Raw genomic sequence first — 24,617 nt, 5'->3', positions numbered from 1 at the left:
TTCTCGAGCAAGCGCCTTACTAGCGGAGTCGCGCCCTGACCACCCGCAACGGCGTATCAATGAGTCGATCCACCAACACGGCAAAGCACCAGGAAACGACCAGTGCCATCAGGATATTGAGCGGCGCATACGGGGTTAGCCCATCCACATTGTTCAGCATCACGTAGTGGGCGAGATAAATGGAATAGGAATAAATGCCGATGCGCCTGATCCAGGCTACATTGAGCCAACGAAATGGCCAGAGTTCCGGATTGGTCACGGAGTAATAGAACAGCGGCATGAGTGCGACGCCTTGCAGCGAATAACGCACGGTCTCGCGGAATATCTCGCCGCGCACGACCAGGGTACTCAACAACAGCAGCCCGCCTGCCAAGATCGCGATAATACGCAAGCTTGGGCTTTGCAGCTTCCGATGCCATTGCGACGTCTGCGGCAAGGTCGCCAGAATACATCCATAGAGCATGGAATCGATGCGTGTATCAGTGGCATAGTAAGTACGCTCTGTGCCCACGCCGACGCTCAGCACCAGATAACAGCGCCATGCCAGAAACACCAGGCATGCCAGGCCCAGGTACAACGGCAAGCGCTGCCGCTGCGCCTTGCGCAGTGACAGCAGCAGCAAGGCCGGGAAGAAGAAGTAGAAATGCTCCTCTACCGCCAGCGACCAAAATACACCAGTCCCCTGCGGCACCGTGTGGGCGGCGTCGAAGAACAGTCCATAGTAATTGGCAAAATAAAATAGCTGCGCGAGGAAACCTGTCCAAGTGGCATAGCCTTTGAAGATGCCGAGATGGGTCAACCCATAGGTGGCAACCAACACAAGCAACAACGGCGGCGTCAAGCGCAGCAGGCGACGCAGATAGAAGTGCCTGATGTTGATGGTGGAGGTACTGGCATATTCGCGCAGCAGCAAGGTGGTGATGAGATAGCCGCTCAGGAAGAAAAAGATGGTCACGCCCAGGCCACCCGGCACGAGCTTGCCCATCCCCGCGTGGCTGGCTGCTACGATCAGGATCGCGACTGCCCGCCAGCCATCCAGGGAGGCGATGTCCTGGTGCTTGGTATGCACCATGCTCATACTGCGGTCTCCGATGCGGGGCAATGCGCGCTCGTCGGAACTGAGAATAGTTGAGCCAGCTTGGTCGCCTCGGTATCAATGGAGTGTCTTGCTACCGCTCGCACATGTGCGTTCTCTCCCATACGCTGCAGTTGTTCAGGCGTGGCGCTCAGGCAGGCTTGCATTGACTCCACCAGACGCCCGATGTCGCCGGCGGGAAAGAGCCAGCCATTCTGCCCATCCAGAACCAGTTCAGGGATGCCGGCGATGAAGGTGGTCAATACCGGACGGCGCAGCGCCATGGCCTCCATCACAACCACCGGCAGACCTTCTGCAAAGCTGGGCAAGACCATGGCACGTGCCGCCAGCAATTCCTCCCGGACCTGGCGACTGCTGATCCAACCTGTGATGCGGATCTTGCCCTGCAAACCGTAATGCGCAATACGCTCTTCGATCTGCGCGCGCATCTCACCGTCGCCGGCCAGCACCAGTTCAAATTCGATACCCTTGCGTGACAACTCGGCTGCTGCCTCTACCAGCAGCAGCTGTCCTTTCTGCTCGCAGAGGCGGCCCACGCAGACCAGACGCGCTGCCGACTGTGGCTGCAGCGGCGCATCCGCATAGAAGCCGCGATCCAGGCCGCAATGCACGATCGCCACCTTGGACCAGGCGCTCTGTTCCACCCAGCGATACAACTGGCTTTGACAGAAGGAGGTAATGGCAACCGTAAATGCGGAACGGCGGATCTTTTCATCCAGCCCCAAGGCCAACGGCTTGTCAAACTCCTCGGGACCGTGCACCGTAAAACTGTAGGGAGCCCCCCCCAGGCAGTGGGCCAGCATGACGATCTCGGTGGAATTGGTTCCGAAGTGCGCGTGAATATGGGTAGCGCCAAATGCACGTGTCCATTCCACCACCTGTGCGGCCTCCATGAGGTAGACCAGGTGATAGATCAGGCCGCGTTCACCGCGCCGAGCCATCTTGAAGGCCAACCCCAAGGCGGAGAGAAAGCCCTTGGGATTGATCACCATCTGGCGGATCAGGGGTGCCAGCAAGCCGCCAACGCCCTTCTTGAGGATGTAGCGGGTGCGGTCGCGTTCGCTGCGGTCGTCGTCATCGACAATCTCGGCATCCCATCCGCGCAGCGCGATGCGATCAATGTCAAAGCCTTGCGCTTCGACCGCCGCGATTTCGCGGCGGATGAAGCTATGACTGACTTTCGGATACTGATTGATGAAGTAGGCGATTTTTTTTGTCATGGCTGCGTTGGGTGAGCAATATCCTTCCCGCCTTGTCTGCGGGAAGAAGACGATGGAGCTATCCTCGATACGGCCGTTTCAGGCTGACGTCGAGCGGGAAAGTGACGACGATTCCCGACGCTGATTCTTTTTCACGATAGATTCCTGTCGACCCTCTTCACTATTGAGATAGAGCGACCAGCCCATCCCCATCACCAGCCAGAAATACCAGTTGAAGGCCAGATAGGACAGCATGTTGTCAGAGGCTGAAACGACGAGATATTCGATCAGGGTACAGATGAGAATGACGCCGCCCAGAGAGTCATGTTTCTGATAGCGGATCAATACCCGCAACACCTGGTAGAAGATGGCAAGGTAGGCCACCATGCCTACCACCCCGGTATCAAAGAACCACTGAACGAACACGCTGTGTGCGCCCCAATTGACCCCGCCAGCCAGCGGGAAGAATAACGGCGAATAGAAAGGAAATGCTTCAACACCGTAGCCGAACAGATAGCGTGAGGGGCTCATCCAGTTCAGCCCGGAACTCCAGAGATAGGTCCGCCATGCAAAGGAATTGAGCTTGGCATAAGTGGTTACGGTATTACCGCTGTCGAGCTGCAGGATACGCTCCTGCACGCTGGGGACCAACATCGCGAGCGTCGCCAGTACCAGCATGTAGACCAGATAGCGCCGTTCATACTTGATCCCATACAGCAGGAAGATCAGGAAACAGGCCACCCAAGCACTACGCGTCTGGGTCAGCAGGAGCAATACAAATAAAACGCCAAGATAACCCGCCAGCGTAAAGCGCTGGAATTGGTCCAACTTAAATTGAGCACTCTTGATGATATAGAGTCCAAGCGCGATGACCAGCGTCAGATAGAACGCGAAGATGTTTGGATGACCAAATGTACTTTGCAGTCGGAAACCGCTGAGGCCACCGCGCGCATTCAAGACTGTGCTTATGATTCCGTAGGTGGCAGGAATGAGTGACGATGCAACCACCAGCAGAATCATGGAGCGGAATTGCTCTGGTGTGCGTACCACATAGAAAGCACACACAAAGACTGCGAAATACGAGCACAGGCCCAGGACGATCTTCAGTGCCGCGCCTCTGTCAGGTGAGACCACCATTCCAATTGTTGCGATGCCCAGCAATATCAGCCAAGGCATCCACGCCTTGCGAGGAAGAAGTTTGGGCTTTTCAACCACGAAGAGAAAGGCGATCAGTATGATCAAGGCGTTGATCGCACCGCCCAGGCCCAGGGAAAATCCACCGCCAGATCCTACCCGTGTGGACTCGAGAACAATATCACCAGAGGCGCGCAACAACAGTACGCACAGCAGCAACAAGCGTTTGTTGAACAGGAACAGTCCTCCCAGCAGCAGCAATACCGGCAACGCCGCCAACTTGGCAAAGCTGCCATCGAGCGCAGCTGCCAGTACCGGGAGCACCAAACCGAATACCACCGCGATTGCGCAGGCGACGAGCAAAAGCACGATCTGTGAAGATTGCAGGTTGATTCTTCTCATCATTTTTCCTCGGTCAGTATGACCGCAATTTTCACCTTTCAAACAGCCGCAATATCCCTGCTCGGTGAGCACGGCGTAGCTTGGGCGATCAAGACAGACGGTGTTTCGCCCCTGTCCATTCGATACAAGCCCATCCCGCACCACCGCGAATCATCGATATACGCTGGCTTGGGCTTACGTGGGAGTCAGTAATCCCGGATGCGTGTCGTGCATGACGCGGTCCAGATCCTTCAAGAATTGTTCTTGCAACGCAAAGGCATGCGCCTGGTCGTCCGGATCCTGCAAGAGGCTTGATGCACGGACCAGAATGCCATCCGATACGCGTCCACTCATGCCGTCCTTGAATATCTTCCACCGTGCGGCCAGTCCACCGCTGGGAAAACCATCACCAATGCGCACCCAGTAACTGACCGCCTCTTGCCGCCCCTTGTTGCTGGCAACAAAACGTGAACCGACGATCTGCGGCCCGTCAGCGCGTGTCTGCATGGTCATCGGACGCCCATCTGTCAGGGTGAAACCCTGGGCCACGTAGCACACCTCCGGCAGGTGGATTTTGACGTCCTGACTCTGCTCGGCGGCATAGGCCAGTGCCAGCATGACCATTTCGCCTTGCCGGTTGACGTAGGTCCGACCAAGCACATCATCGTAGGGCTGATCCGCATTGCGTCCAGTTCCATCGTCCAACCCGACATTGACCTGCAAGAACGGGGACGGCACCTCGCGCCACTGGCCGAACTGCGTAGGCACGATCGACGAGAACTTGGCAGTCTTCACTGCCGGCGTCATATGCGGAACCAGCATCCCTGCCACCACCACAGACAAAGCCATGACAATTGCTACCGGAATGGACAGCCGGATATTCATGGTGAATTTTTCGCGGCCGCTGTTGTGCGTGGCCGAGCGGGCTCGCTGTACCGCAACCGGGACTGCATGCCCTCGGAAGTTGGCATAACGTACCGCGATCCAGCGGAGCAATCCATCCAGCGCGATGATCAGGCCCAGCGCTACCAGAAACAGCAGCATGCCGGCAAAACCGTGGAGGAATCCCTGTCCGGCGGCATCGCCCATGTAGAAGGTAATGAGCGCGAGCACCATCACTCGCACCGTGTTGGCGGTAAAGGAAATGGGAACGATCAGCACTGCCAGCAGCACATTGCGCAGCAGTGATTGATGGCGCACCAGATTCATGTAAAGCAGGCCCAGCGCCTCCAGGGTGAATAGTGAATTCAGCCCAGCACAAGCATCGGCAACCAGCAGCTGATACGGCCCGATGTAGAGAATGACGCCACTGCGGGCGACCGGGTATCCCAGCAGGCGCAACACATGCTCCGACACGTAGGACACGCCAATCTTGAGTGGCTGCGTGAGCAGGTCCACGACCGATGCCGGCAGAGGCACCATGAAGAGCATGAAGAAGAATGCAAACCACAGACGACGGCAGGTACGGACCCCGAACTGCAGCAGCACGATCCCCATCAGGATCGGAATGAGCGAACCGGCCTCCATGAACAGCACGGTCTGAGAGCGACCCAGCACAAAGCACAGCAGGCCCAGCGCCAAGAAGAAAATCCCGGGCACCGGCGCCGGTCGGCGCTCGATGAGCCCCTCCTCCAGCAATTGCCTGACGCGCACGAACATGTAGCAGCAGGCCACGGCCAGGACAATAGGACCGTGCGCGTTACGTTCGGTCCCCCACGCACCATGAAAAAGGTCGATGAAACTGGGGATGTACATCGCCGCCAGGCCCGCCGCCATGACGATCCAGGGTATGCCGGAGAAACGTTGCTCAGGCATCGGACGGAAGGTATCGGCGGTCATCGGACTCTTTCTGGCGGTTCACGAAGGCTCAGAACTCGTTGACGACACTGCCGACAACTGCGACATGCGCACTGGTCATATGTTCGGCCAGGGTACGTACTGCCGAAATATGGGTGACGTGAGTACGCACTACCATCAGGCTGGCGCCAGCGCGTGCCGAAATCATGTTGCCGTCGGCGTATTGGGTGCCGGACGGGGTATCTATCAGGATGACATCGAAATCCTGAGCGAAGTCCGTGAGCATCTGCGTAAAATTGGGGCGCCCCAGCAGTTCTTGTGGGTTGGGCGGCGTCGGGCCAGCGGGCAAGACCGTCAGGTCGAGCAGGTCCGGCACACGCTGCAAGGCATCGGCCACGGTGCAACGACCGGCAATTACGCCGGACAATCCGTTGCGATTATCCAGACCGAACAGCTCATGCTGGCAAGGCTTGCGCATATCGGCATCGATCAGCAGGGTACGCTCACCGAGCTGCGAGAACACTACCGCCAGGTTGGAAGCGATGAAGCTGCGCCCTTCCCCGCTCTCCGGGCTGACGATAGCCAATGCCTTGTGCTTGGCATCGACATCGAACCAGCGCACCATCAACTGGCTGCGCAGCGCACGCAGTGCCTCAACCTGCTTGCTGAAGGGATTGTAGGCAGCGACCACCTTCTCACTGACCTTGCTTTCCCCCTTGAGCAGGTAGGGATAGTCGAATTGGCGTGACAGTGCCTGGTCAATATCGGACTGGCTCAGCAAGCCCAACTGGATTGCAGCATCTCCGAAGCGCAGACCACGCTCGCGCTGCAAGCGCAGAATGCGCTCGGCGTTCTCGGGGGAGAGCTTGCCGCTATCCACCAGAATCGCACCGATGGAACGGTTCGGCAGGGATGCACCTTCATTGAAGGTCAACGTTGCAGTAGTCATGTTATTCCCGGGAAATCATATTTTTATTGACGGTAGAAGCTGAGTGGCATCAGGCCGGCTTGGAGCGTCCGAAACCGAAGCGTCGACGACTGCTTGCTGTGGCAGGCCCGGAAATGGCACCCAGTACCGGCAGTCCCAGCTCCTCCACCAGATCATGTTCGGAACGCACGCGACGATTGGTCAGCTCCAGACCCAGTGCCGCCATCACACCCAGAATGGTGCCGACGAAGATCGCCAAAACCAGATTGACCAGGATGCGCGGGCTGGAGGGATATGGCGGCGGCACGGCAGCCGACAGCAGTGAAATGTCCGACTGGTTCGACTGTCCTTCCAGGTTGGTCTGGGCGAAACGCTGGCTAGTGAGCTCGTAGGCGCGCTGGGCACTCTCCAGCTCACGGCTCAGCACCGCGAGTTCATCGCGCGTACGATTCATCTCCAGCACTTTGCGCTTTTGCGCTTCAAATTCAGCACGGATCTCTGCTTCGCGTTTTGCCAGAATCGTTGCATTGCTGCCCACTGACGCCGAAATGGAACTGGTCGCAGCGGCCAGTTGCGCACGCAAGCCATCTCGCTCGGCCTTGGCTGCCTGATAATCCGGGTGGTTCACGCCCAAACGCTTGGCGGCTTGTTCGAAGCGAGCTTCAGAGGCTGCCAGATTGGACTTGAGCGTCTGAATGAGCGCATTGGCATTGACATCGGGCGACTCGCCCGCTCCGCCACCAGCGGCCTGACGGCGACGAGATTCGGCTTCAGACAGCGCCGCTTGGGCCATCACCAGTTGCGTCGACAGATCGTTGAGGCGATTGGTCTCCACATCGGTACGATTATCGATGTTGGTGATGCCATGCTCTTCCTGATACTTCGACAGCTTGACCTGTGCCTGCTCATAGGCGTCGCGCAAGACCTTTACCTGATCATTGAAGTAGGAAGATGCCTTGCGCGTGGGATCGAGCTTGAGCTGCATGCTCACCTTCTGGTAAGCCGCTGCAAAGGCGTTGGCAACCAGTGCGGCAAATTGCGGATCTTCGGCCTTGAAGGTGATATCGATGACACTGCTTTCCTTGGATGCAACGGCATCGAGCTTGTGCAGCAAAATTCCGGCGAGCCAGTTGCGAATATCGAGGTCGCCATGATTATCGGCATTGTAGGCATCCTTGACTTCTTGCTGGTCAGCCAGTTTGAGGCTGTCGACGACGGCCAGAGCCACCGACGGGCTATTGATGATGGCTACCTGCGTCGGCATGAATCCGGGCAATGCCTGCGGTGAAACGACCAGGCCGGTGACCGGATCCGATGCCTTGTAGTTGAGCACGACGGAGGACGTTGCCCGGTATTGCTTGGGCAACACCAGACTGACCACGAGCGCCACTGCCACCGTAATCGAGAGAATGAGCAAGATGATCTTGCGATGCGCCTGAAGGATCAGAATAAATTGAGATAGATTCATGGGGTCACGCCTCCTGGTTGGCGTTGTACGCTAGCTAAAATAAAAATCACGGGGCCGCCGTTACCGCGGCCGACAATGTCAGAACCAGCTTTCCTTGACGTAGACGATGTCATCGGCCTGCAGCAGATCATCTTTCTTGACCGGGATTTCCTGCAGGTTGCCATCCGCATCGCGGCGCTTGACCGTGAGGCCGCGCTCGGTACCACGCTGCGTCAGACCACCGCCCACCGACAATGCCTGCAGAACGGTCGTACCGCGTTCCAGCTTGTAGACACCGGGACGCTGCACTTCGCCGTAAATGTAAAAACGCAGGGCGCGCTCAACATAGACAACGTCGTTGGCGACGACTTCGGGCAGGGTCGTGGTATCGCCGTTGTGCGTGATGGCATAGATGTCGACCAGTTGCTTGGTCACGCCACCCTTGCCATCGTTGTGCACGATGGTGACGGCGTCACCACCATCGGGGGTGACGCCTCCCGCCAGGGCAATGACATCGGCGACATTGCGCCGTCCGTCCAGCGAATAGCGTCCAGGCTTGGTCACCTGCCCCAGCACCGAGACCATCTGACTTTGCGGAACAGTAACCAGAATGTTGACCTGCGGATTGTTCAGGTAACCGCCATTCTTGAGCAGACCTGCGATCTTGCTCTCCGCCTGGGCAGTAGAGAGCCCGCCGATCTTGACCTCGCCCACCAGCGGATAACTGATCACACCCGCCTCACTGATACGGGTTTCCAGAGTCAAGTCATCGCTGCCATACACCTTGACGCGAATCACGTCACCGGCGCCCAGCAGGATGTCATCGGCCTTGGCATACAAACTCCAGCTGGCAAGCATCAGGCCAATCAACAGGAACACAATTTTTCTCGTCATTGTCATTACTCCGCATCACATCAGGTTCTTGGTTCAGGCGTGAAGACGCCCGTTGTTCGTTCAGACTTGTTTATTTGAATCCAGCTACACCACGCGAGATCACGTCCTTGTTCACACTCTCGGGATCCTTGGCCTGGTCTTTCCCAGTAGAGGCCTCTGCGCCATTGGTCGGTGCAGAAAGATCCGCGAAGGACTTGGCCTGCTCCGAGTATTCGATCTTGGCCTCACCCTTGAGACGCTCCACCAGCTGCTCAGATGCCTGATTCTGCTTCTGGGTCACCAGGTACTGGATGATCTGGGGCGTTGCCACCGCCAGAGACAAGGGAGCATTCTTCACATCCTGCAGGGACGTCAGGATCGCCGTCTGACCTTCCAGCACGACGAACAGGGCACCACGGTCCATCGTCTTGAGACTGGTATTCATCTGCGGCGGCAGATCGGCCGAAGTCTTGACCACCTGTTGCCGCGCGTACTGGATGCGATGCGAATCCAGCCACGCTGCGACCTCATCCATGCGCTTGCCTGGTTGATTCATCAGCGCATTGAGCTCGGGCGTCAGATTGTTGCGCGCGATGACAAGTTGACCAAATTCATATTGCTTGCGCTGCGCAAACCAGTCCGGGTTCTTGCGGTAGAGATCCTCGATCTCCTGATCCAGCGGCCGAGTGGGCGCCTTCACCTTGCTCGCCACATAGCTCTGCGCCAGTACCAAGTTACGTGCTCGCTCCATATCGGCCAGCACTGCCGGATCGGTATCCAGCTTGTCCTTCTTTGCAGCATTGACCAGCAATTGTCGTGCCACCAGGCCCTCGAGCAACTGCTTGGTGACCTGGCTGCCACCTGTCTTCGCCAGTTCGTTGTTGACCTGGTGAATGGTAATTTCCTGCCCGTCCACATTGGCCACCACCTGGCTGGAGGAGGCCGACTTCTTCTCGCCACACGCCACCAGCGTCAGCAGCAGCATGGCCGATACGAGCGCCTTTGTTGCCATTGGATGATGCCGCCGAACTGCTTCCTTCCCGATTTTCATTTGTGCAAGCTTTCTTTTTCTGTGTCCCTTGTTGCCAGCGGCAATGGCTGGTTCGCGTGGCCTTTACCCTGGTGCAGGGCAGAACCGTCAGTAAGCGTTGTCGCGCTTGATCACCATGCGCACGGTCTGGAAGATGATCCACAGATCAAAGACCAGCGACCAGCGGCGCAGATATTCCAGGTCGAATTCGATACGGGCTTTCATCTTGTCGAGCGTCTCGGTCTCGCCACGCAGACCATTGACCTGCGCCCAACCAGTAATGCCCGGCTTGACCTTGTGACGCAGCATGTAACCCTTGATCTGCTTGCGATAGAGCTCGTTGTGAGCCACCGCGTGCGGACGCGGGCCGACGATGCTCATGCGTCCCTGCAGCACATTGAAGAACTGTGGCAATTCATCCAGGGAACTGGATCGCAGGAAACCACCGATCTTGGTCAGCCGCATATCGCCCTTGGTAGCCTGAGTGACCTTGCCACCGTCTTCCATGACAGTCATCGAGCGGAATTTGTAGACCACGATCTCTTCGCCATCCAGACCGTAGCGGCGCTGCTTGAAGATGATCGGACCAGGAGAGGTCAGCTTGACGCAGATGGCAATGACCATCATCACCGGCAGCAACATCAGGAGGATGCAGGACGCCAGAATCAGGTCACTGACGCGCTTGACGACATTGTTGGTCCCGGTAAAGGGGGTCTCGCAGATGGCCATCACGGCCATACCGCCAACGTAATCAAAGCGGGCCTGGATCAGATTGAAGATGTAGATGTCCGGGATGAAGTAGATCGAGGCAGTGGTGTCCTGCAACTCGTCGATCATCTGCAGCACGCGAGGCTGCGCGGAGATCGGCATGCTGATGTAGACCATGTTGATGTTGTTCTCACGCACGTAGGCCGCCACTTCCGACATCTTGCCGTGCAAGGGCGTGTAGGTGCCAGGCGGTTGACGATTGAGCTCGCGGTCATCGAAGAACCCCATCAGCTTGATCATCAGGGAGGGATACTTCTCCATGCGATCGGCCAGTTTCAATGCGGCCGGGTTGACACCGATGATGATGGCCTTGCGCACTTCACCCTTGGTATGCAGGTCACGCATCACGCGCGACTGCACATGCTGGGAAATGATCAGGCCAACAGGCGTGGTGACGACCCAGAAAAAAATCGCACGCAGGGAAAAGTGCTGGTAGAACTCGCAGATGTAGGCCACCACCACCAGCACCGCGGCCACGGCAATCCAGTCCAGTACCGGCGCGAAAGCCGATACGCCTTTCGGATTGCGGCGCAGACGACGCTCGTGGAATTCCGTAAAGAAATAGGAAGACAGGAAAAAGGCCATGATGGCCAGCACCCAGTAGTCTCCACTGAAGAAATGACCACTCAACCGGACCAGCACCCATAAATAAGCCACGATCAACGCCGGCTCGACAAAGCGCTTGAATACCATGGTCATGGCATTGGGCTTGACGTTGGCCAATGGCAAGCCATCATGCAGGTCGCTCATTTTCGGTGCCTCAGAATTCATAGCGCGATGTCAGAGAAATGCCGTTGGACAAATAACTAAAGCTGTTCAGATTGGACTGCAGATTCTCGCGATAGACCGCCAGCATCAGAGACAAGGAGGTCGTAGGCGAATAGGTCAAGCTCAGGCTGGCCTTTTCGTAGGTATCGCGACGATTGGAAGGCGTCACGCCAGTGATGATCGCTGCACCGTTGTAGTTGCGACGCTCGTAGTCCACCAGCCCGTCTACGCGTAGCTTCGCCGTCGGCAAATAAGTGGCGGCCAGACTGGCGCCAGTGGTCAACGCAAAATTGGCATCGACATCATTGACGCCACCGATTTCACGCCAAAGGTTCGCTTTGAAACCAGTCTTGGCGGTTGCCGCCCAGTCACCGATGAGGCGAGCATTGAACCCGCGATAACCAGACCCGCTCGCCGCCGAATTGCGTTCACGCTGGGTGACACCACCGAGAAATTGCAACTTGGTCTTGGCGCTGTACAACCAGACTATCTTGGCCTTGTAGTCCTCCTGGGTGAAGGAGTTGTTGATCGTACTGGTGCCGATCACGGAATCAAACGGATAGTTGCCCGTCGTCCTGCGCACCTGTACGCCAGCAATACTGCCGCTGCGGGGGGTGTAATCGAGACCAAGCTCCGCGATGTTCTGCGTGAAGTTATTGGACTGCTGCGTCTGCAAGTCATACCCGAGCCCGAATCTCGATGCCTGTGCGCGCACCGTCCAGTCAGGATGCAGTTGCCAGGCCAGGTTGAAATACTTGGTACTCATCGTTCGGATGTTGGGCTCAAGCGACCGGAAATTCTGGAAGGGCGTCAGCGATCTCGAATAGACATAACCGAGATTGCCGGAGAGGCGCTCTCCAAGCACCCAGCCCCAATCGGCTTTCAGATCACGCGAGTCATTGTTGAACTGACTGAAATGATCAAAGGTATTCTTGGTCGCGCTTGCATCCAACTGGATATGCTGCTGACTGAGCATTTTGTCGATACGAATTCCGCCCTGCCGACTCTGCACGTTGTCCGACAGCTGGGGCGATCCCAACGCCGTGCGCGCAGCATCCGGACCACTCAAGCGCAACAAATTATCGTCATGCAAATACGAATACTGCACATACGGAACAACCACCTGACCGGGGTCTGCCGCGTATGCAAGAGGGCAAGCTGCCGACACCATCAGAGCGCACATTCGCACCCGGGCCTTGCGCTTGCTGCTATTGCGAAACTGCCGTGGCATCACGAATCAGAGCCCTTTCTTTTTTAGTTTTACTTTTGAAACAATGGCAATGTTTGGCGTCTGTATTGCTGCACCGCAACACACGAAAATTTACTAGTAATCATGCAGCATTTTTGAAATTTAGGCAAAAAAATATGTACAACATTGCCACCCAGAAAAGAATGCGACAAGGATACGCGCCCCTGAATTCGCGGCAATCAGACAAGCGAGCATGGCCTTGTAGGACAAACGGCAAATTTGTAATTTGACAACAAAATCGCAAAATCACATATACTATTTATATCGCATCGCAACAAAAACTGAACGTTTATCTTGCGACAAGAGTCACAGCGCTTTCTCCCCGCCTCCCGAGCCGCTAATATGGCCTGCCGGGATCTCTTGCGCCCCTCTCTCCTCTTTCATCTGATTCAATGAACTGGCACACCCTCACCTTCCTCGGCGACAGTACCATGACCATTCCGGGTGCCTGCATCCTGACACTCTGGCTGGGGGTCAACCGCATGTGGCGTCAGATGTTCGCCTGGCTGCTCGCTTTCGTCACCGCGATGATGATCGTGGTCATCAGCAAGCTGCTTTTCATGGGCTGGGATATCAGCTTGCCGATGCTCAACTTCACCGGCTTGAGCGGCCATACCGCCTCTTCCAGCGCTCTTTATCTGTCGATTGCCCTGCTGCTCACCCAGGACACCACTGGCCTGCGTCGCGCCCTGGTACTGACACTGACCGCGCTCCTGGTCACCTCGGTGGGACTGTCACGTCTGATGATCAAGGTCCACTCCGAATCCGAAGTCCTGCTTGGCCTGCTGGTCGGCGCCGGCGCAGCCTGGGCCTTTGGCCTGTCACTACGGCAGTCGGCGCCACCCTTGCGTCATCTGCTGTTGCCCTTGGGCCTGGCGGCGGCCCTGATGATGACCGGCTTCAACAAGCCGGCGCCGACCCAGAGCTTCCTGCAGGAACTGGCCAAGCAGCTCTCCGGCCGCGCCGAGGTCTACATGCGCCATGAGGCGCTCTGATTCCCTTTCCCGCTTCCATGAAAAATGCCGTTCAGCGGCGCTGAACGGCATTCTCGGTCACGCCCGCGCGAGCGCTCCCTGGCTCAAGCGGCCAGCATTGCCGGCGCAGCAAGGCGACGACGGCGCAACGCGGCTACTCCCACCACCACGATCAGGCCGGCCACCATCAATAGATACTCTTCTGGCTCGGGCACGGGAGCCACGGCAGAGAGGTTGCCGGTGAAGGACTGCAGGTGCAGTTCGCCATTCTGGGTGAGGCTATTGACGAAGACGCCGCCTTCGATGTTCTGGTTGTTGGTCAGGCTGGCGTGGGTCGCGAGAATGGAGCCGCCAAACTGGTTGTTGATGGTCAGGCTGGTCGCGTTGTAGAAGTTCCAGAGGATGGAGCTGCCCAGCGACTGTGCCTGTCCGCCCAGGAAGTTGGCACCGATGACCGCAGAACTGACGCTGGAATTGATGATGATGGTGCTGGCACCGTTGGCGGCAAAAGAAAACTCGCCCGCCGAAAACACCGAGGCGCTGGTGGTGTTATCCAGATTGAATACCGCTACCCCGCTGCTGTTGGCCACAGCCGTGAAGGTGGCCTTGTTGCCGGTGATCGACACCGTGCTGTTGGCGACGGCACTCTTGAGCGTATTGGACAAGGTACCGAGCGTGCTGCCGAAATTGGTCGACGTCGCGGCATCCGCATTGGTCTGCATCAGCGTGCTGGGCGTGGAGGGGCGGCCACCGTTGAAGTTGGTCCCGCTGGTGCTGCCCGTCACATAGGCCGATCCATTGAGATTGCTGTTGCTCACCGCACCGACGATATAGCTCGATCCGCTGTTGACGGTCGAATTAGTGAAGGAGCCACCGATATAGGAACCCAGTCCGTTCACATGCACGTTGCTCGCACTGCCCATCACGGTCAGGCCGGCATAGCTCGAGGCCGGCGTACTGCCGACATGCTGCACGTAATCCCCGCCCGTGAGCGATCCTCCGATCCAGGCCCGACCATCCACGTGGGAGTTGGAGCTGGCGTCGCCCAGCACCACCAGATTGAACTGCTGCAGCGCCTCGGCACCGGTGAGCGACACCGTCGCCGCCTGAGCGGCAGCGCTGACACCGAGCGACAGGAAAGGCAGGACCGCAAAACCAGCCAGGACCGACTTCGAAAGACGTGACATGGAATGTTACCCCTATAACGGATGCCGCCTGTACGTCGGGTCAGGGGGCAGCAGTGAATTGATGGCGCCAACAGACGCAAATCGACACAAATTGTTGTAAAGTTTTTATTAATTTTATGCTAACAGTTGTCGATTGATCAAGTAAAAATCTCGTCAATTCACGAACGTCATTTTTTTGCCACATTGATAATAATCAAGCTTCTGTCCACGCGCGTTGCGATCACGGCAGTCGCCTGGACATGTAGCGTGCATCCCCGCCATAGCTCGCCAGGCTGTCCTGCCCGTGCAGCAGCGCCTGGGTGTCCTCGACAAATCCGGCCGACTGCCAATAGGTGCTGGAGGCATGCACCGCGACCAGGGTAGCCCTGGGCAATCCTGCCCGTCTGCACAGTTGCAGCAATTGTTCCACCAGCGTACGCCCCAAGCCCGAGCCGCGCGCAGAGGGCAGCAGCGCAACGTCGTGCAGATGCAGACAATCAGCGGCCGGATCCAGGGCTTGCAACAGGGTGTTGAGCGCGGGAGGAACGCCATGACGGCCAGGGTGCATGAAGGTATAGCCGATGACTTCCTCGCCCTCGCCCGCCAGGGCGCTACGCACGGCAATCAGACAGCCGGGCGCAAACAGGGCCAGCCGTTCCGCAAAAACTTCTTCTGCTTCGAAGTAGCCGACGTGAACATCGGCGGCAATCGCCATCACGCGAGGCAGATCAGTCGCGCGCATGGGGCGCCATTGGTAATGACTCATGGAGTTCTCCTTGCCGATGGGACTCTGAAATGAAAACGCCACACGGCGACCCATGAGGGCCAGCGTGTGGCGCGTAGATAATGAAACAGCGGGATCGATGCCAGACTGGCAGCCTTGGTGAGCCCGGTGAGATCCAGCGACCCGGTCCCGGCAACTATCCGTGCATGTCGATCAGGCGGTCGCCCCCGGCTTCAGGGTTTCCAGTACCGCCTGCAACTCCGCACGCAGTGCATCGATGGCCGCCTCATCCAGGCTGATGAGGGGACGCTGCGGCTCCTGCGGTTGTTCAGCTTCATGCGTGCCATCGAGCTTGTTGCGGGCACCGCTGATGGTGAAACCCTGCTCATACAGCAGCTCGCGGATGCGGCGGATCAGCAGGACTTCGTGGTGCTGATAATAGCGCCGGTTACCGCGTCGCTTGACCGGTTTGAGCTGGGTGAATTCCTGCTCCCAGTAGCGCAGCACATGCGGCTTCACGCCACACAGTTCACTGACCTCACCGATGGTGAAATAACGCTTGGCCGGGATGGGCGGCAAGACGATGGCCGCCGGTTTGTTGACACGATCGTTCATAAATTAGACGGACATTTCAACGGGGCTGCCGCTGGAGAGTTCCACCATTTCCTTCAATTTCTGGCTGGCATGGAAGGTCACGACGCGCCGCGCGGTGATCGGGATCTCCTCGCCAGTCTTGGGATTGCGACCAGGCCGTTGCGGCTTGTCGCGCAGCTGGAAGTTACCGAAGCCGGACAGCTTGACGGCCTCGCCACGTTCGAGCGCGTTGCGAATCTCGTCGAAGAAGGTTTCTACCATGTCCTTGGCTTCGCGCTTGTTCAGACCGACCTGCTCGAACAAAAGTTCGGCCAGCTCGGCCTTGGTCAGCGTCGGCAGGTTCTTGTCGGCCTGCGAACGTGCCTGGGATTCCAGTACGGCACGATGCAGGTCGGCGTCCAGCACGGATTGAAATTCGTTCGAATTCACGTTGTTCATGGCGATGAATGACTGGGCCTCAACCGATTCCGGTCTGTAATTATTTTCGCTCTCGGACATCACATCAGGCACGCAGTCTGGCGCCGAGCTTGGCGCTCGCAGCGGCCACCAGTGCATTCACCGCAAGGTCAACCTTGTCATCCTGAAGGGTGTTTTGAGTATCTTGCAAGGTGCAGCGGAACGCAAGGCTTTTTTCGTCCGCTTCCAATCCCTTGCCTTGATATTCATCAAATAAAACAAGGGCTTGCAAGATGGTGCAGTCCGGATTGGCCTGCTTTTCAGCCGCGAAAACGTCCAGCAATTGCTGGGCGCCGACCGACTGCTTCACCACCAGCGCGATATCACGGCTGACTGCCGGGAACTTGGAGATTTCCATGTAGGACGGCAGGTCACGCTGCTGCAATGCCTCGGCGTCCACCTCGAAGACCACGGGAGCCAGCGGCAGGTCGTACTTCTGCTGCCACTTGGGATGCAGTTCACCAATCACGCCGACGATCTTCTCGCCCAGCAGTACGTGCGCAGTGCGTCCCGGATGCAGGGCCGGATGTTCGGCCTTGACAAAACGCAGCGCCCGCGGGGCGAACAGGGCTTCCAGATCGGCCTTGACGTCGAAGTAATCGACATTGCGGGTGGTCTGGCCCCACTGTTCTTCGGCCACCGGGCCGTAGGCCAGCGCGGCGATGCGCTTGGGTTGTTCGAAACCGGCCACGGCCAGCGGGCCATCGGCGATGGCAGCGTTCTTGCTGAACACGGCACCCACCTCGAAGACGCGAATGCGCGCCGCCTTGCGGTTGACGTTGTAGCGGGCATTGGCCACCAGGCCGGCGATCAGCGAGGAGCGCATCACGCTCATCTGGCTGGCGATGGGGTTCAACAGCTTGATGGGATCGGCATTGCCAGCGAAGTCGGCTTCCCAGGCGCTCTCCACGAAGCTGAAGTTGACCACTTCCTGGTAGTCCTGATCAGCCAGCAGGCGGCGGATGGCGAACAGCGAACGAGTATTCTCGGGCGCGATGCGCATCGCATTGGCGGCCACCGGGGGCAGCGCCGGGATGTTTTCGAAACCGTAGACGCGCGCAACTTCCTCGATCAGGTCTTCCTCGATCTCGATGTCGAAGCGATAAGACGGAGGGGTCACCGAGAACAGGCCAGGCTGATAGTCGAAGGACAGGCCGAGACGCTTGAAGATGTCCGACACCATCTCGTCGGTGATCTCCACACCAATCACCTTGGCTGCACGGGCTGTGCGCAGCGAGACCGGTTCGCGCTTGGGCAGGTTGACGATCTGGTCGTCCACGGGACCGACACGGGTCTCGGGCGTGCCGCAGATTTCCAGCAGCAGCGCGGTGATGCGTTCGATGTGATCGACCACGGTGGCGAAGTCCACACCACGTTCGAAACGATGCGCGGCATCGGTCGAGAAGTTGTAGCGGCGCGCACGTCCCTGGATCGCCTGCGGGAACCAGAAAGCGGCTTCCAGGTAGATGTTGGTGGTCTCCAGCGAGACCGCAGTCGCGTCACCGCCCATGATGCCGGCCAGGGATTCGATTTCCTTGTCGTCGGAGATCACGCCGACCCATTCATCGACTTCCACGGTGTTGCCGTTGAGGAGCTTCAGCGATTCACCCTTGCGGCCCCAGCGCACGTCGAGGCCACCATGGATCTTGTCGAGGTCGAACACGTGCGAGGGACGGCCCAGCTCCAGCATCACGTAATTGGAGATGTCCACCAAGGCCGAGATCGAGCGCTGGCCGCTGCGCTCCAGGCGCTGCTTCATCCATTGCGGGGTGGCGGCCTTGGCGTTGAGGCCACGGATGACGCGGCCGGCAAAACGGCCGCACAGCTCGGGCGCGGAAATGCGTACCGGCAGTTTCTCGTCCAGATTGACGACAGCAGCCTGATAGGCCGGCGCCTTCAGGGGTGTACCGGTCAGTGCCGAGACTTCACGCGCCACGCCCAGCACCGACAGGCAATCCGCCTTGTTGGGGGTGAGCTTGATGGTGAACTTCAGGTCATTCAATTGCAGGTAGTCGCGGAAATTCTGGCCTACCGGTGCATCATCGGGCAGTTCCAGCAGGCCGCCGTGATCTTCCGACAGCTTCAGTTCGCGTGCCGAGCACAGCATGCCCTGCGATTCCACACCACGCAGCTTGCCGACCTTGATCTCGAAAGGCTTGCCATCGGCCCCCGGCGGCAGCACCGCACCGACCATGGCGCAAGGCACCTTCAGGCCCGCGCGCACATTGGGCGCGCCGCAGACGATGTTGAGAATGGTGCCGGTATGAACATTCACGCGGCAGACGTTCAGGCGGTCCGCATCCGGATGCTTGGTCACTTCCAGCACCTCACCCACGACCACGTTGGTGAAGGGAGGCGCGACCGGTTCGACTTCCTCGACTTCCAGGCCGGACATGGTCAGCAGGTGCGACAGTTCATCCGAGGTCATGGTCGGATTGACCATGGTACGCAGCCAGTTTTCAGAGAATTGCATGATTCAGACTTTCAGCTATCGGCGATGAGCCAGAGGCGCGCCGCGACGGCGCGGCGCCCCGCGTGATCGAATTAATTGAATTGCTTCAGGAAGCGCAGGTCGCCTTCGTAGAACAGGCGCAGGTCATTGATGCCATAGCGCAGCATGGTCAGGCGCTCCAGGCCCGAGCCGAAGGCGAAACCGATGTACTGCTCGGGGTCCAGGCCCATGTTGCGCACCACGGTCGGATGCACCTGGCCGGCGCCGGAGACTTCCAGCCAGCGGCCCTTGAGCGGACCGCTACCGAAGGCGATGTCGATCTCGGCCGAAGGTTCGGTGAAGGGGAAATACGAGGGACGGAAGCGCACCTGCAGATCGTCGGTCTCGAAGAAGGCCTTGACGAAGTTGAGGTACACGCCCTTCAGGTCGGCGAAGCTGATGTCCTCGGCGATCCACAGGCCTTCGACCTGATGGAACATCGGCGAGTGGGTGGCATCGCTGTCGACGCGATAGGTGCGGCCCGGGGCGATGACCTTGATGGGCGGCTTGTTCATGCGGGCGTAGCGCACCTGCATCGGACTGGTGTGGGTACGCAGCAGCAGGGGCTTGCCCTGGGTGTCGTTGCCTTCGATGTAGAAGGTGTCCTGCATGGAGCGCGCCGGGTGGTTCTCGGGGCTGTTCAATGCAGTGAAATTGGTCCAGTCGGTCTCGATCTCGGGACCGTCGGCGACATCAAAGCCGATGGAGCGGAAGATTTCCTCGACGCGCTGCCACGAGCGCATCACGGGATGGATGCCGCCCACGCCACGGCCACGGCCCGGCAAGGTGACATCGATGGCTTCCGCATTCAGGCGCGCCTGCATCTGGGCGTGGGCCAAAGCATCGCGACGGGCGGTCAGCGCGGTTTCGATCTGTTCCTTGGCGACGTTGATGATCGCCCCTTGTACCTTGCGCTCTTCCGGCGCCAGCTTGCCCAGTCCCTTCATCTGCTCGGTGATCTGACCGGTCTTGCCGAGGTACTTGGCCTTGGCGTTTTCCAGTGCGGCGGCGTCGGGCGCGGCGGCGAAATCAGCCTGCGCCTGCGTGACCAGTTGGCCCAGGAGTTGGTCTAGGGGATTCATGCGGTAAGTCTCGCTCCAATCGAAAATCCGACGACGAAGTCGAAAAGAAGGGATTCACGGAAGGTGAACCAAAAAAATCCACGAAACCGTGGATCAAAAACATACGGGGCATCGGTGTATCACCTCTGCCCCGCAGGATTTTGCAGCGCCGGCTGCTCGTCTGACTTGCGTCGGATGTTGCGGCCGGCTACCGCAAACACGCTGTCGATTTAGGCGGCAGCGATGTTGGCCTTCACCTGGTTGACGATGGCAGCGAAAGCAGCCTTGTCGGTGACAGCCATATCGGCCAGGACCTTACGATCCAGTTCGATCGCAGCCTTCTTCAGGCCGTTCATGAACACGCTGTAGGTCACGCCGTGCGAACGCGCAGCGGCGTTGATACGGGCGATCCACAGTGCGCGGAACACGCGCTTCTTGTTACGACGGTCACGGTACGCGTACTGACCAGCGCGCATGACTGCTTGCTTGGCAATACGGTAGACGTTTTTACGACGGCCGCGGTAACCCTTGGCGAGTGCGAGGACTTTCTTGTGGCGGGCACGTGCTGTTACCCCACGTTTGACTCTAGGCATAGTAGCTCCTTAGTGTATTGGTGAGGTTAAGCGAACGGCAGCATCGCGCGAACGGAATTCAGGTTCGTCTCATGGACGCCCTCGGTACCGCGCAGTTGACGCTTGTTCTTGGTGGTCTTCTTGGTCAGGATGTGACGCTTGAAGGCTTGACCGCGCTTGACGGTACCGCCCGGGCGGACGCGAAAACGCTTCTTCGCGCTGCTCTTCGATTTCATCTTAGGCATAGCAACTCTGTCCTTTCGGACAGCTCCATTTTTTGATGATTGCAGGTGGCAGCACGCTCGCTGCTCTTGGATGCCTGCTCTCACTTATTTGACAGCGGGTGAACCCGCTGCTTTTGCCTGGCACAGTCGCCTGCACCCTGCAAATCCTTTGTCGGCCCTACGCTGCCGCAATCACTGCGGCATGGACGACACCGGGGAGATGTCGTCCCGATACGGCTAACTGCTTGAAACCAGGAAAACCGAAAAAGATATAAACGATTTATTTCTTTTTCTTGGGCGCCAGCACCATGATCATCTGGCGACCTTCCATCTTGGGAAACTGCTCGACCTGGCCATACGGTTCCAGATCAGCCTTCAGGCGCTCCAGCACGCGCATGCCGATTTCCTGGTGAGCCATTTCACGACCGCGGAAACGCAACGTGATCTTGGTCTTGTCACCCTCTTCCAGGAACTTCGTCAGGTTACGCAGCTTGATGTTGTAATCGCCATCATCGGTACCCGGGCGGAACTTGACTTCCTTGACCTGGATGACCTTCTGCTTGAGCTTGGCCTCGTGCGCCTTCTTCTGCTCCTGGTACTTGAACTTGCCGTAATCCATCAGACGGCAGACAGGAGGTTGCGCGGTGGGCGCAATCTCGACCAGATCGACTTCAGCCTCTTCAGAAAGACGTAAGGCTTCAGCCAGGCTGACGATGCCCAGAGGCTCGTTTTCAACACCCGAAAGGCGCACTTCCGGCGCAGTGATCTCGCGGTTGAGGCGATGCGACTTGTCAGTAGCTATTGCAGTTTCCTTTTAAAATCCAATGAATTAAGCCGTGCTCTTGCGCTGGGAGGAAGCCCCAGGCTTCCCCATCTCAGGCTTTGGCAGCCACCTCATCCTTGAGGCGTTCCACCAAGGTGTCGATGGACATGACGCCCAGATCGACATTGCCCCGCGCACGCACGGCCACAGTGTTGGCATCCCGTTCTTTATCGCCGACAACCAGGATATAGGGCGGCTTCTGAATGGAATGCTGCCGTATTTTATAGGTAATCTTCTCGTTGCGCAAATCGGTCTCGACCCTAAACCCTTGTTTTTTCAGCGTTTGTGCAACGTTCTGCACATAATCCGCCTGTGCGTCGGAAATATTCAGGATGACAACTTGCGTTGGCGCCAACCAAAGCGGCATCGCGCCGGCGTGGTTTTCGATCAGGATGGCGATGAAGCGCTCCAGCGAGCCGACGATGGCCCGGTGCAACATCACGGGCACCTTGCGGTTGTTGTCTTCCGTGACATATTCCGCGCCCAGGCGCGCCGGCATGGAGAAGTCCACCTGCATGGTGCCGCACTGCCAGGAACGGCCGATGGAATCCTTCAGGTGGTATTCGATCTTCGGGCCATAGAAGGCGCCCTCGCCCGGCAGCTCTTCCCATTCCGAACCGGAGGCGCGGATGGCTTCGCGCAGGGCATTCTCGGCCTTGTCCCAGACTTCCTCGGCGCCGATGCGTTTTTCCGGACGCAGGGCCAGCTTCACGGCCACGTCCTTGAAGCCGAAGCAGTCATAGACTTCACGCACCACTCGGTTGAAGGCGGCGACTTCTTCCTGGATCTGGTCTTCGGTACAGAAGATGTGGCCATCATCCTGGGTAAAGCCGCGTACGCGCATCATTCCGTGCAGCGCACCGGAGGGCTCGTTGCGGTGGCACTGGCCGAATTCGCCGTAGCGCAGCGGCAGGTCGCGGTAGCTGTGCAGGCCGGAATTGAAGATCTGGATGTGGCCGGGGCAGTTCATGGGCTTCAACGCATAGGCGCGGCTTTCCGACTCGGTCGTGAACATGTTTTCACGATAGTTTTCCCAGTGGCCGGTCTTTTCCCACAGCGAGCGATCCAGGATCTGCGGCGCCTTCACTTCCTGATAACCGTTGTCCTGATAGACGCGGCGCATGTACTGCTCCACTTGCTGCCAGATGGTCCAGCCCTTGGGATGCCAGAAGATCAGACCCGGCGCCTCGTCCTGGAAGTGGAACAAGTCCAGCGCGCGACCCAGCTTGCGGTGGTCACGCTTTTCGGCCTCTTCCAGCATGTGCAGGTAGGCTTCCTGGTCTTCCTTCCTGGCCCAGGCAGTGCCGTAGACACGCTGCAGCATCTCGTTGTTGGAATCGCCACGCCAGTAGGCGCCAGCCAGCTTCATCAGCTTGAACACCTTCAGCTTGCCGGTCGAGGGCACGTGCGGGCCACGGCAGAGGTCGGTGAAGTTTCCTTCAGTGTAGAGCGAGACGTCCTCGTTCTGCGGAATGGAGGCGATGATCTCGGCCTTGTAGTCTTCGCCGATGGACTTGAAGTACGCCACGGCTTCGTCACGCGGCAGTACCTTGCGGGTGACCGGCTCATCCTTCTTGGCCAGCTCGGCCATCTTCTTCTCGATGGCTTGCAGGTCTTCGGGGGTGAAGGGGCGCTTGTACGAGAAGTCGTAATAAAAACCGTTGTCGATGACCGGACCGATGGTGACCTGGGCTTCGGGGAACAGCTCTTTGACCGCGTAGGCCAGCAAGTGGGCGGTGGAGTGACGGATCACCTCCAGACCATCCGCATCCTTGTCGGTGATGATGGCCAGTTCCGCATCCTTGTCGATCAGGTAGGAAGTATCGACCAGCTTGCCATCGACGCGGCCAGCCAGTGCAGCCTTGGCCAGGCCGGTGCCGATGTTGGCGGCAACCTGCGCCACGGTGACCGGGTTGTCGAACTGGCGTTGCGAACCATCGGGAAGACGAACTGAAACCATTGTGCACTCCATGTCGGCAGCCTTGCTGCCTTGCCTGTTGAGGGTAATGTCGAAAAGACGGACGAAAAAAAACGCGGACCAGCCGCGCTTTTTCAAAGGACGAAAAAGAACCCGACTAGCGTCGCGTGAAAACCTCGGTGGTAGTTCGCGGTGTCATAACCGGTTTGCCTTTCTCGCTCTTACAGATGAGGGGTATGCAGTCTCGGGATCGCTGCCAGCAAGGACAGACCAGACCGAAGGCCCGCATTATAGCAAACTTTGCCCGAACATCGGCAGGCGTCCCGTACAGCATCATCCTGCATCCCGGACTACGCGGCGCTGTCAGGCCAACGTGCCAGGCGCAAACAGCGATGATCAGCAAGCTTTTTCACTTCGAGCAACATCGAGATGAAGTCCAACGCCAAAAACCGAAACGGCATCCGGGCATGCCGCAGCCAAGCTCAAGCAAGCGGACTCGCCCGCTCCTCAGGCATTTGCCATCGAGGCACGCCGTGCCAGGATCTTCTCGATCTTTTCCTTCAGGGTAGCGGCCGTAAAGGGCTTGACGATATAGCCATCAGCACCCGACTGTGCGGCCACGACGATGTTTTCCTTCTTGGCCTCGGCCGTGATCATCAACACCGGCAGATGCGCCAGCGAGGGCGTGGCGCGGATCTTCTTGAGCAGGGTCAAGCCATCCATGCCCGGCATGTTCCAGTCGGTCAGCACGAAGGTCACCGGCAAGGCGCCCGCCTCCAGGATTTTCAGTGCCGAAGAGCCATCATCGGCTTCCACCATCTTGGTGTATTCAAGCTCCTTCAGCAGGCCACTGACAATGCGACGCATCGTCGAAAAGTCGTCAACCACGAGGAAATACTGATCATCTGCTGCCATAGGAAAATTCGCTGAACCGTAAAAATGAG

General features: G+C 58.3%; 22 protein-coding genes. 1 reads left to right on the top strand and 21 read right to left on the bottom strand.

The features are described from left to right. Positions 1–19: 19 nt before the first annotated feature. From GWL_RS06870 to epsL, 10 genes are all read right to left on the bottom strand, one after another. Positions 20–1,072, bottom strand: a complete 1,053-nt coding sequence (locus GWL_RS06870; RefSeq protein ID WP_237713531.1) for an acyltransferase — start codon at positions 1,070–1,072, stop codon at positions 20–22. Positions 1,073–1,074: 2 nt separating this feature from the next. Further along, positions 1,075–2,316, bottom strand: a complete 1,242-nt coding sequence (locus GWL_RS06865; protein WP_008328056.1) for a glycosyltransferase family 4 protein — start codon at positions 2,314–2,316, stop codon at positions 1,075–1,077. A gap of 78 nt (positions 2,317–2,394) precedes the next feature. Next, positions 2,395–3,903 carry an O-antigen ligase gene (locus GWL_RS06860; protein WP_237713530.1) on the bottom strand — a complete coding sequence of 503 codons (1,509 nt, stop codon included), beginning with the start codon at positions 3,901–3,903 and terminating at the stop codon, positions 2,395–2,397. A gap of 102 nt (positions 3,904–4,005) precedes the next feature. Then, the gene (gene xrtB / locus GWL_RS06855; protein WP_008328053.1) at positions 4,006–5,649 is read right to left on the bottom strand and encodes an exosortase B; all 1,644 of its coding nucleotides are present in this window, start codon (positions 5,647–5,649) and stop codon (positions 4,006–4,008) included. Positions 5,650–5,677: 28 nt separating this feature from the next. Continuing rightward, complete coding sequence (gene epsG, locus GWL_RS06850; RefSeq protein WP_008328052.1) at positions 5,678–6,556, bottom strand: chain length determinant protein tyrosine kinase EpsG; 879 nt, start codon at positions 6,554–6,556, stop codon at positions 5,678–5,680. A 49-nt stretch (positions 6,557–6,605) separates the two neighbouring features. Next, positions 6,606–8,003, bottom strand: a complete 1,398-nt coding sequence (epsF, locus tag GWL_RS06845) for a chain length determinant protein EpsF (RefSeq protein ID WP_008328051.1) — start codon at positions 8,001–8,003, stop codon at positions 6,606–6,608. 78 nt (positions 8,004–8,081) lie between these two features. Next, entirely contained in the window at positions 8,082–8,876 is a 795-nt protein-coding gene (gene epsE / locus GWL_RS06840; protein WP_008328050.1) for a polysaccharide export protein EpsE, read from the bottom strand. Between the two features lie 70 nt (positions 8,877–8,946). Continuing rightward, positions 8,947–9,867 (bottom strand): EpsD family peptidyl-prolyl cis-trans isomerase, encoded by a 921-nt coding sequence (locus tag GWL_RS06835; protein WP_237713529.1) that lies wholly within the window; start codon positions 9,865–9,867, stop codon positions 8,947–8,949. Between the two features lie 126 nt (positions 9,868–9,993). Then, entirely contained in the window at positions 9,994–11,403 is a 1,410-nt protein-coding gene (locus tag GWL_RS06830) for an undecaprenyl-phosphate glucose phosphotransferase (protein WP_008328048.1), read from the bottom strand. 10 nt (positions 11,404–11,413) lie between these two features. Further along, positions 11,414–12,592 carry an XrtB/PEP-CTERM-associated polysaccharide biosynthesis outer membrane protein EpsL gene (gene epsL / locus GWL_RS06825; protein WP_237713528.1) on the bottom strand — a complete coding sequence of 393 codons (1,179 nt, stop codon included), beginning with the start codon at positions 12,590–12,592 and terminating at the stop codon, positions 11,414–11,416. A 470-nt stretch (positions 12,593–13,062) separates the two neighbouring features. On the opposite strand from epsL, the gene GWL_RS06820 reads away from it, so the two are divergent. Beyond that, positions 13,063–13,665: a phosphatase PAP2 family protein gene (locus GWL_RS06820; protein WP_008328044.1), complete on the top strand. Its 603-nt coding sequence runs from the start codon at positions 13,063–13,065 to the stop codon at positions 13,663–13,665. Between the two features lie 83 nt (positions 13,666–13,748). Here the strand turns inward: GWL_RS06820 and GWL_RS06815 are convergent, their stop codons facing one another. The 11 genes from GWL_RS06815 to GWL_RS06765 form a co-directional block, all read right to left on the bottom strand. Then, positions 13,749–14,831: a choice-of-anchor A family protein gene (locus GWL_RS06815; RefSeq protein ID WP_008328042.1), complete on the bottom strand. Its 1,083-nt coding sequence runs from the start codon at positions 14,829–14,831 to the stop codon at positions 13,749–13,751. 220 nt (positions 14,832–15,051) lie between these two features. Next, complete coding sequence (locus tag GWL_RS06810) at positions 15,052–15,576, bottom strand: GNAT family N-acetyltransferase (protein ID WP_008328039.1); 525 nt, start codon at positions 15,574–15,576, stop codon at positions 15,052–15,054. A 171-nt stretch (positions 15,577–15,747) separates the two neighbouring features. Continuing rightward, a complete protein-coding gene (locus GWL_RS06805) occupies positions 15,748–16,149 on the bottom strand; it encodes a MerR family transcriptional regulator (protein WP_008328037.1) in 402 nt (133 codons plus the stop codon). 3 nt (positions 16,150–16,152) lie between these two features. Further along, the gene (locus GWL_RS06800; protein WP_026051953.1) at positions 16,153–16,566 is read right to left on the bottom strand and encodes an integration host factor subunit alpha; all 414 of its coding nucleotides are present in this window, start codon (positions 16,564–16,566) and stop codon (positions 16,153–16,155) included. Positions 16,567–16,630: 64 nt separating this feature from the next. Continuing rightward, positions 16,631–19,057: a phenylalanine--tRNA ligase subunit beta gene (pheT, locus tag GWL_RS06795; protein WP_008328032.1), complete on the bottom strand. Its 2,427-nt coding sequence runs from the start codon at positions 19,055–19,057 to the stop codon at positions 16,631–16,633. Positions 19,058–19,128: 71 nt separating this feature from the next. Beyond that, a complete protein-coding gene (gene pheS, locus GWL_RS06790) occupies positions 19,129–20,157 on the bottom strand; it encodes a phenylalanine--tRNA ligase subunit alpha (RefSeq protein WP_008328031.1) in 1,029 nt (342 codons plus the stop codon). 209 nt (positions 20,158–20,366) lie between these two features. Beyond that, positions 20,367–20,729: a 50S ribosomal protein L20 gene (gene rplT / locus GWL_RS06785; protein WP_006712690.1), complete on the bottom strand. Its 363-nt coding sequence runs from the start codon at positions 20,727–20,729 to the stop codon at positions 20,367–20,369. Between the two features lie 26 nt (positions 20,730–20,755). After that, the gene (gene rpmI, locus GWL_RS06780) at positions 20,756–20,953 is read right to left on the bottom strand and encodes a 50S ribosomal protein L35 (protein ID WP_006712688.1); all 198 of its coding nucleotides are present in this window, start codon (positions 20,951–20,953) and stop codon (positions 20,756–20,758) included. Positions 20,954–21,212: 259 nt separating this feature from the next. Continuing rightward, positions 21,213–21,734 (bottom strand): translation initiation factor IF-3, encoded by a 522-nt coding sequence (gene infC, locus GWL_RS06775; RefSeq protein WP_075258054.1) that lies wholly within the window; start codon positions 21,732–21,734, stop codon positions 21,213–21,215. A 73-nt stretch (positions 21,735–21,807) separates the two neighbouring features. After that, complete coding sequence (gene thrS / locus GWL_RS06770) at positions 21,808–23,715, bottom strand: threonine--tRNA ligase (protein WP_008328028.1); 1,908 nt, start codon at positions 23,713–23,715, stop codon at positions 21,808–21,810. Between the two features lie 465 nt (positions 23,716–24,180). Next, a complete protein-coding gene (locus tag GWL_RS06765; RefSeq protein WP_008328027.1) occupies positions 24,181–24,588 on the bottom strand; it encodes a response regulator in 408 nt (135 codons plus the stop codon). Positions 24,589–24,617: the final 29 nt, after the last annotated feature.

It is taken from the genome of Herbaspirillum sp. GW103, assembly GCF_000261365.1.
Taxonomy (GTDB): Bacteria; Pseudomonadota; Gammaproteobacteria; order Burkholderiales; family Burkholderiaceae_D; genus Herbaspirillum.
The sequence above is the reverse complement of the archived record's forward strand: the minus strand, read 5'-3'. Positions and strand labels throughout refer to the sequence as shown.

What these genes read in the sequence shown, in the direction of transcription:
- GWL_RS06870 (WP_237713531.1), bottom strand. Translation starts at nt 1,072, where the DNA reads ATGGTGCATACCAAGCACCAGGACATCGCCTCCCTGGATGGCTGGCGG.
- GWL_RS06865 (WP_008328056.1), bottom strand. Translation starts at nt 2,316, where the DNA reads ATGACAAAAAAAATCGCCTACTTCATCAATCAGTATCCGAAAGTCAGT.
- xrtB (WP_008328053.1), bottom strand. Translation starts at nt 5,649, where the DNA reads ATGACCGCCGATACCTTCCGTCCGATGCCTGAGCAACGTTTCTCCGGC.
- epsG (WP_008328052.1), bottom strand. Translation starts at nt 6,556, where the DNA reads ATGACTACTGCAACGTTGACCTTCAATGAAGGTGCATCCCTGCCGAAC.
- epsF (WP_008328051.1), bottom strand. Translation starts at nt 8,003, where the DNA reads ATGAATCTATCTCAATTTATTCTGATCCTTCAGGCGCATCGCAAGATC.
- epsE (WP_008328050.1), bottom strand. Translation starts at nt 8,876, where the DNA reads ATGACGAGAAAAATTGTGTTCCTGTTGATTGGCCTGATGCTTGCCAGC.
- GWL_RS06835 (WP_237713529.1), bottom strand. Translation starts at nt 9,867, where the DNA reads ATGGCAACAAAGGCGCTCGTATCGGCCATGCTGCTGCTGACGCTGGTG.
- GWL_RS06830 (WP_008328048.1), bottom strand. Translation starts at nt 11,403, where the DNA reads ATGAGCGACCTGCATGATGGCTTGCCATTGGCCAACGTCAAGCCCAAT.
- epsL (WP_237713528.1), bottom strand. Translation starts at nt 12,592, where the DNA reads ATGGTGTCGGCAGCTTGCCCTCTTGCATACGCGGCAGACCCCGGTCAG.
- GWL_RS06820 (WP_008328044.1), top strand. Translation starts at nt 13,063, where the DNA reads ATGAACTGGCACACCCTCACCTTCCTCGGCGACAGTACCATGACCATT.
- GWL_RS06815 (WP_008328042.1), bottom strand. Translation starts at nt 14,831, where the DNA reads ATGTCACGTCTTTCGAAGTCGGTCCTGGCTGGTTTTGCGGTCCTGCCT.
- GWL_RS06810 (WP_008328039.1), bottom strand. Translation starts at nt 15,576, where the DNA reads ATGAGTCATTACCAATGGCGCCCCATGCGCGCGACTGATCTGCCTCGC.
- GWL_RS06805 (WP_008328037.1), bottom strand. Translation starts at nt 16,149, where the DNA reads ATGAACGATCGTGTCAACAAACCGGCGGCCATCGTCTTGCCGCCCATC.
- GWL_RS06800 (WP_026051953.1), bottom strand. Translation starts at nt 16,566, where the DNA reads ATGAACAACGTGAATTCGAACGAATTTCAATCCGTGCTGGACGCCGAC.
- pheT (WP_008328032.1), bottom strand. Translation starts at nt 19,057, where the DNA reads ATGCAATTCTCTGAAAACTGGCTGCGTACCATGGTCAATCCGACCATG.
- pheS (WP_008328031.1), bottom strand. Translation starts at nt 20,157, where the DNA reads ATGAATCCCCTAGACCAACTCCTGGGCCAACTGGTCACGCAGGCGCAG.
- rplT (WP_006712690.1), bottom strand. Translation starts at nt 20,729, where the DNA reads ATGCCTAGAGTCAAACGTGGGGTAACAGCACGTGCCCGCCACAAGAAA.
- rpmI (WP_006712688.1), bottom strand. Translation starts at nt 20,953, where the DNA reads ATGCCTAAGATGAAATCGAAGAGCAGCGCGAAGAAGCGTTTTCGCGTC.
- thrS (WP_008328028.1), bottom strand. Translation starts at nt 23,715, where the DNA reads ATGGTTTCAGTTCGTCTTCCCGATGGTTCGCAACGCCAGTTCGACAAC.
- GWL_RS06765 (WP_008328027.1), bottom strand. Translation starts at nt 24,588, where the DNA reads ATGGCAGCAGATGATCAGTATTTCCTCGTGGTTGACGACTTTTCGACG.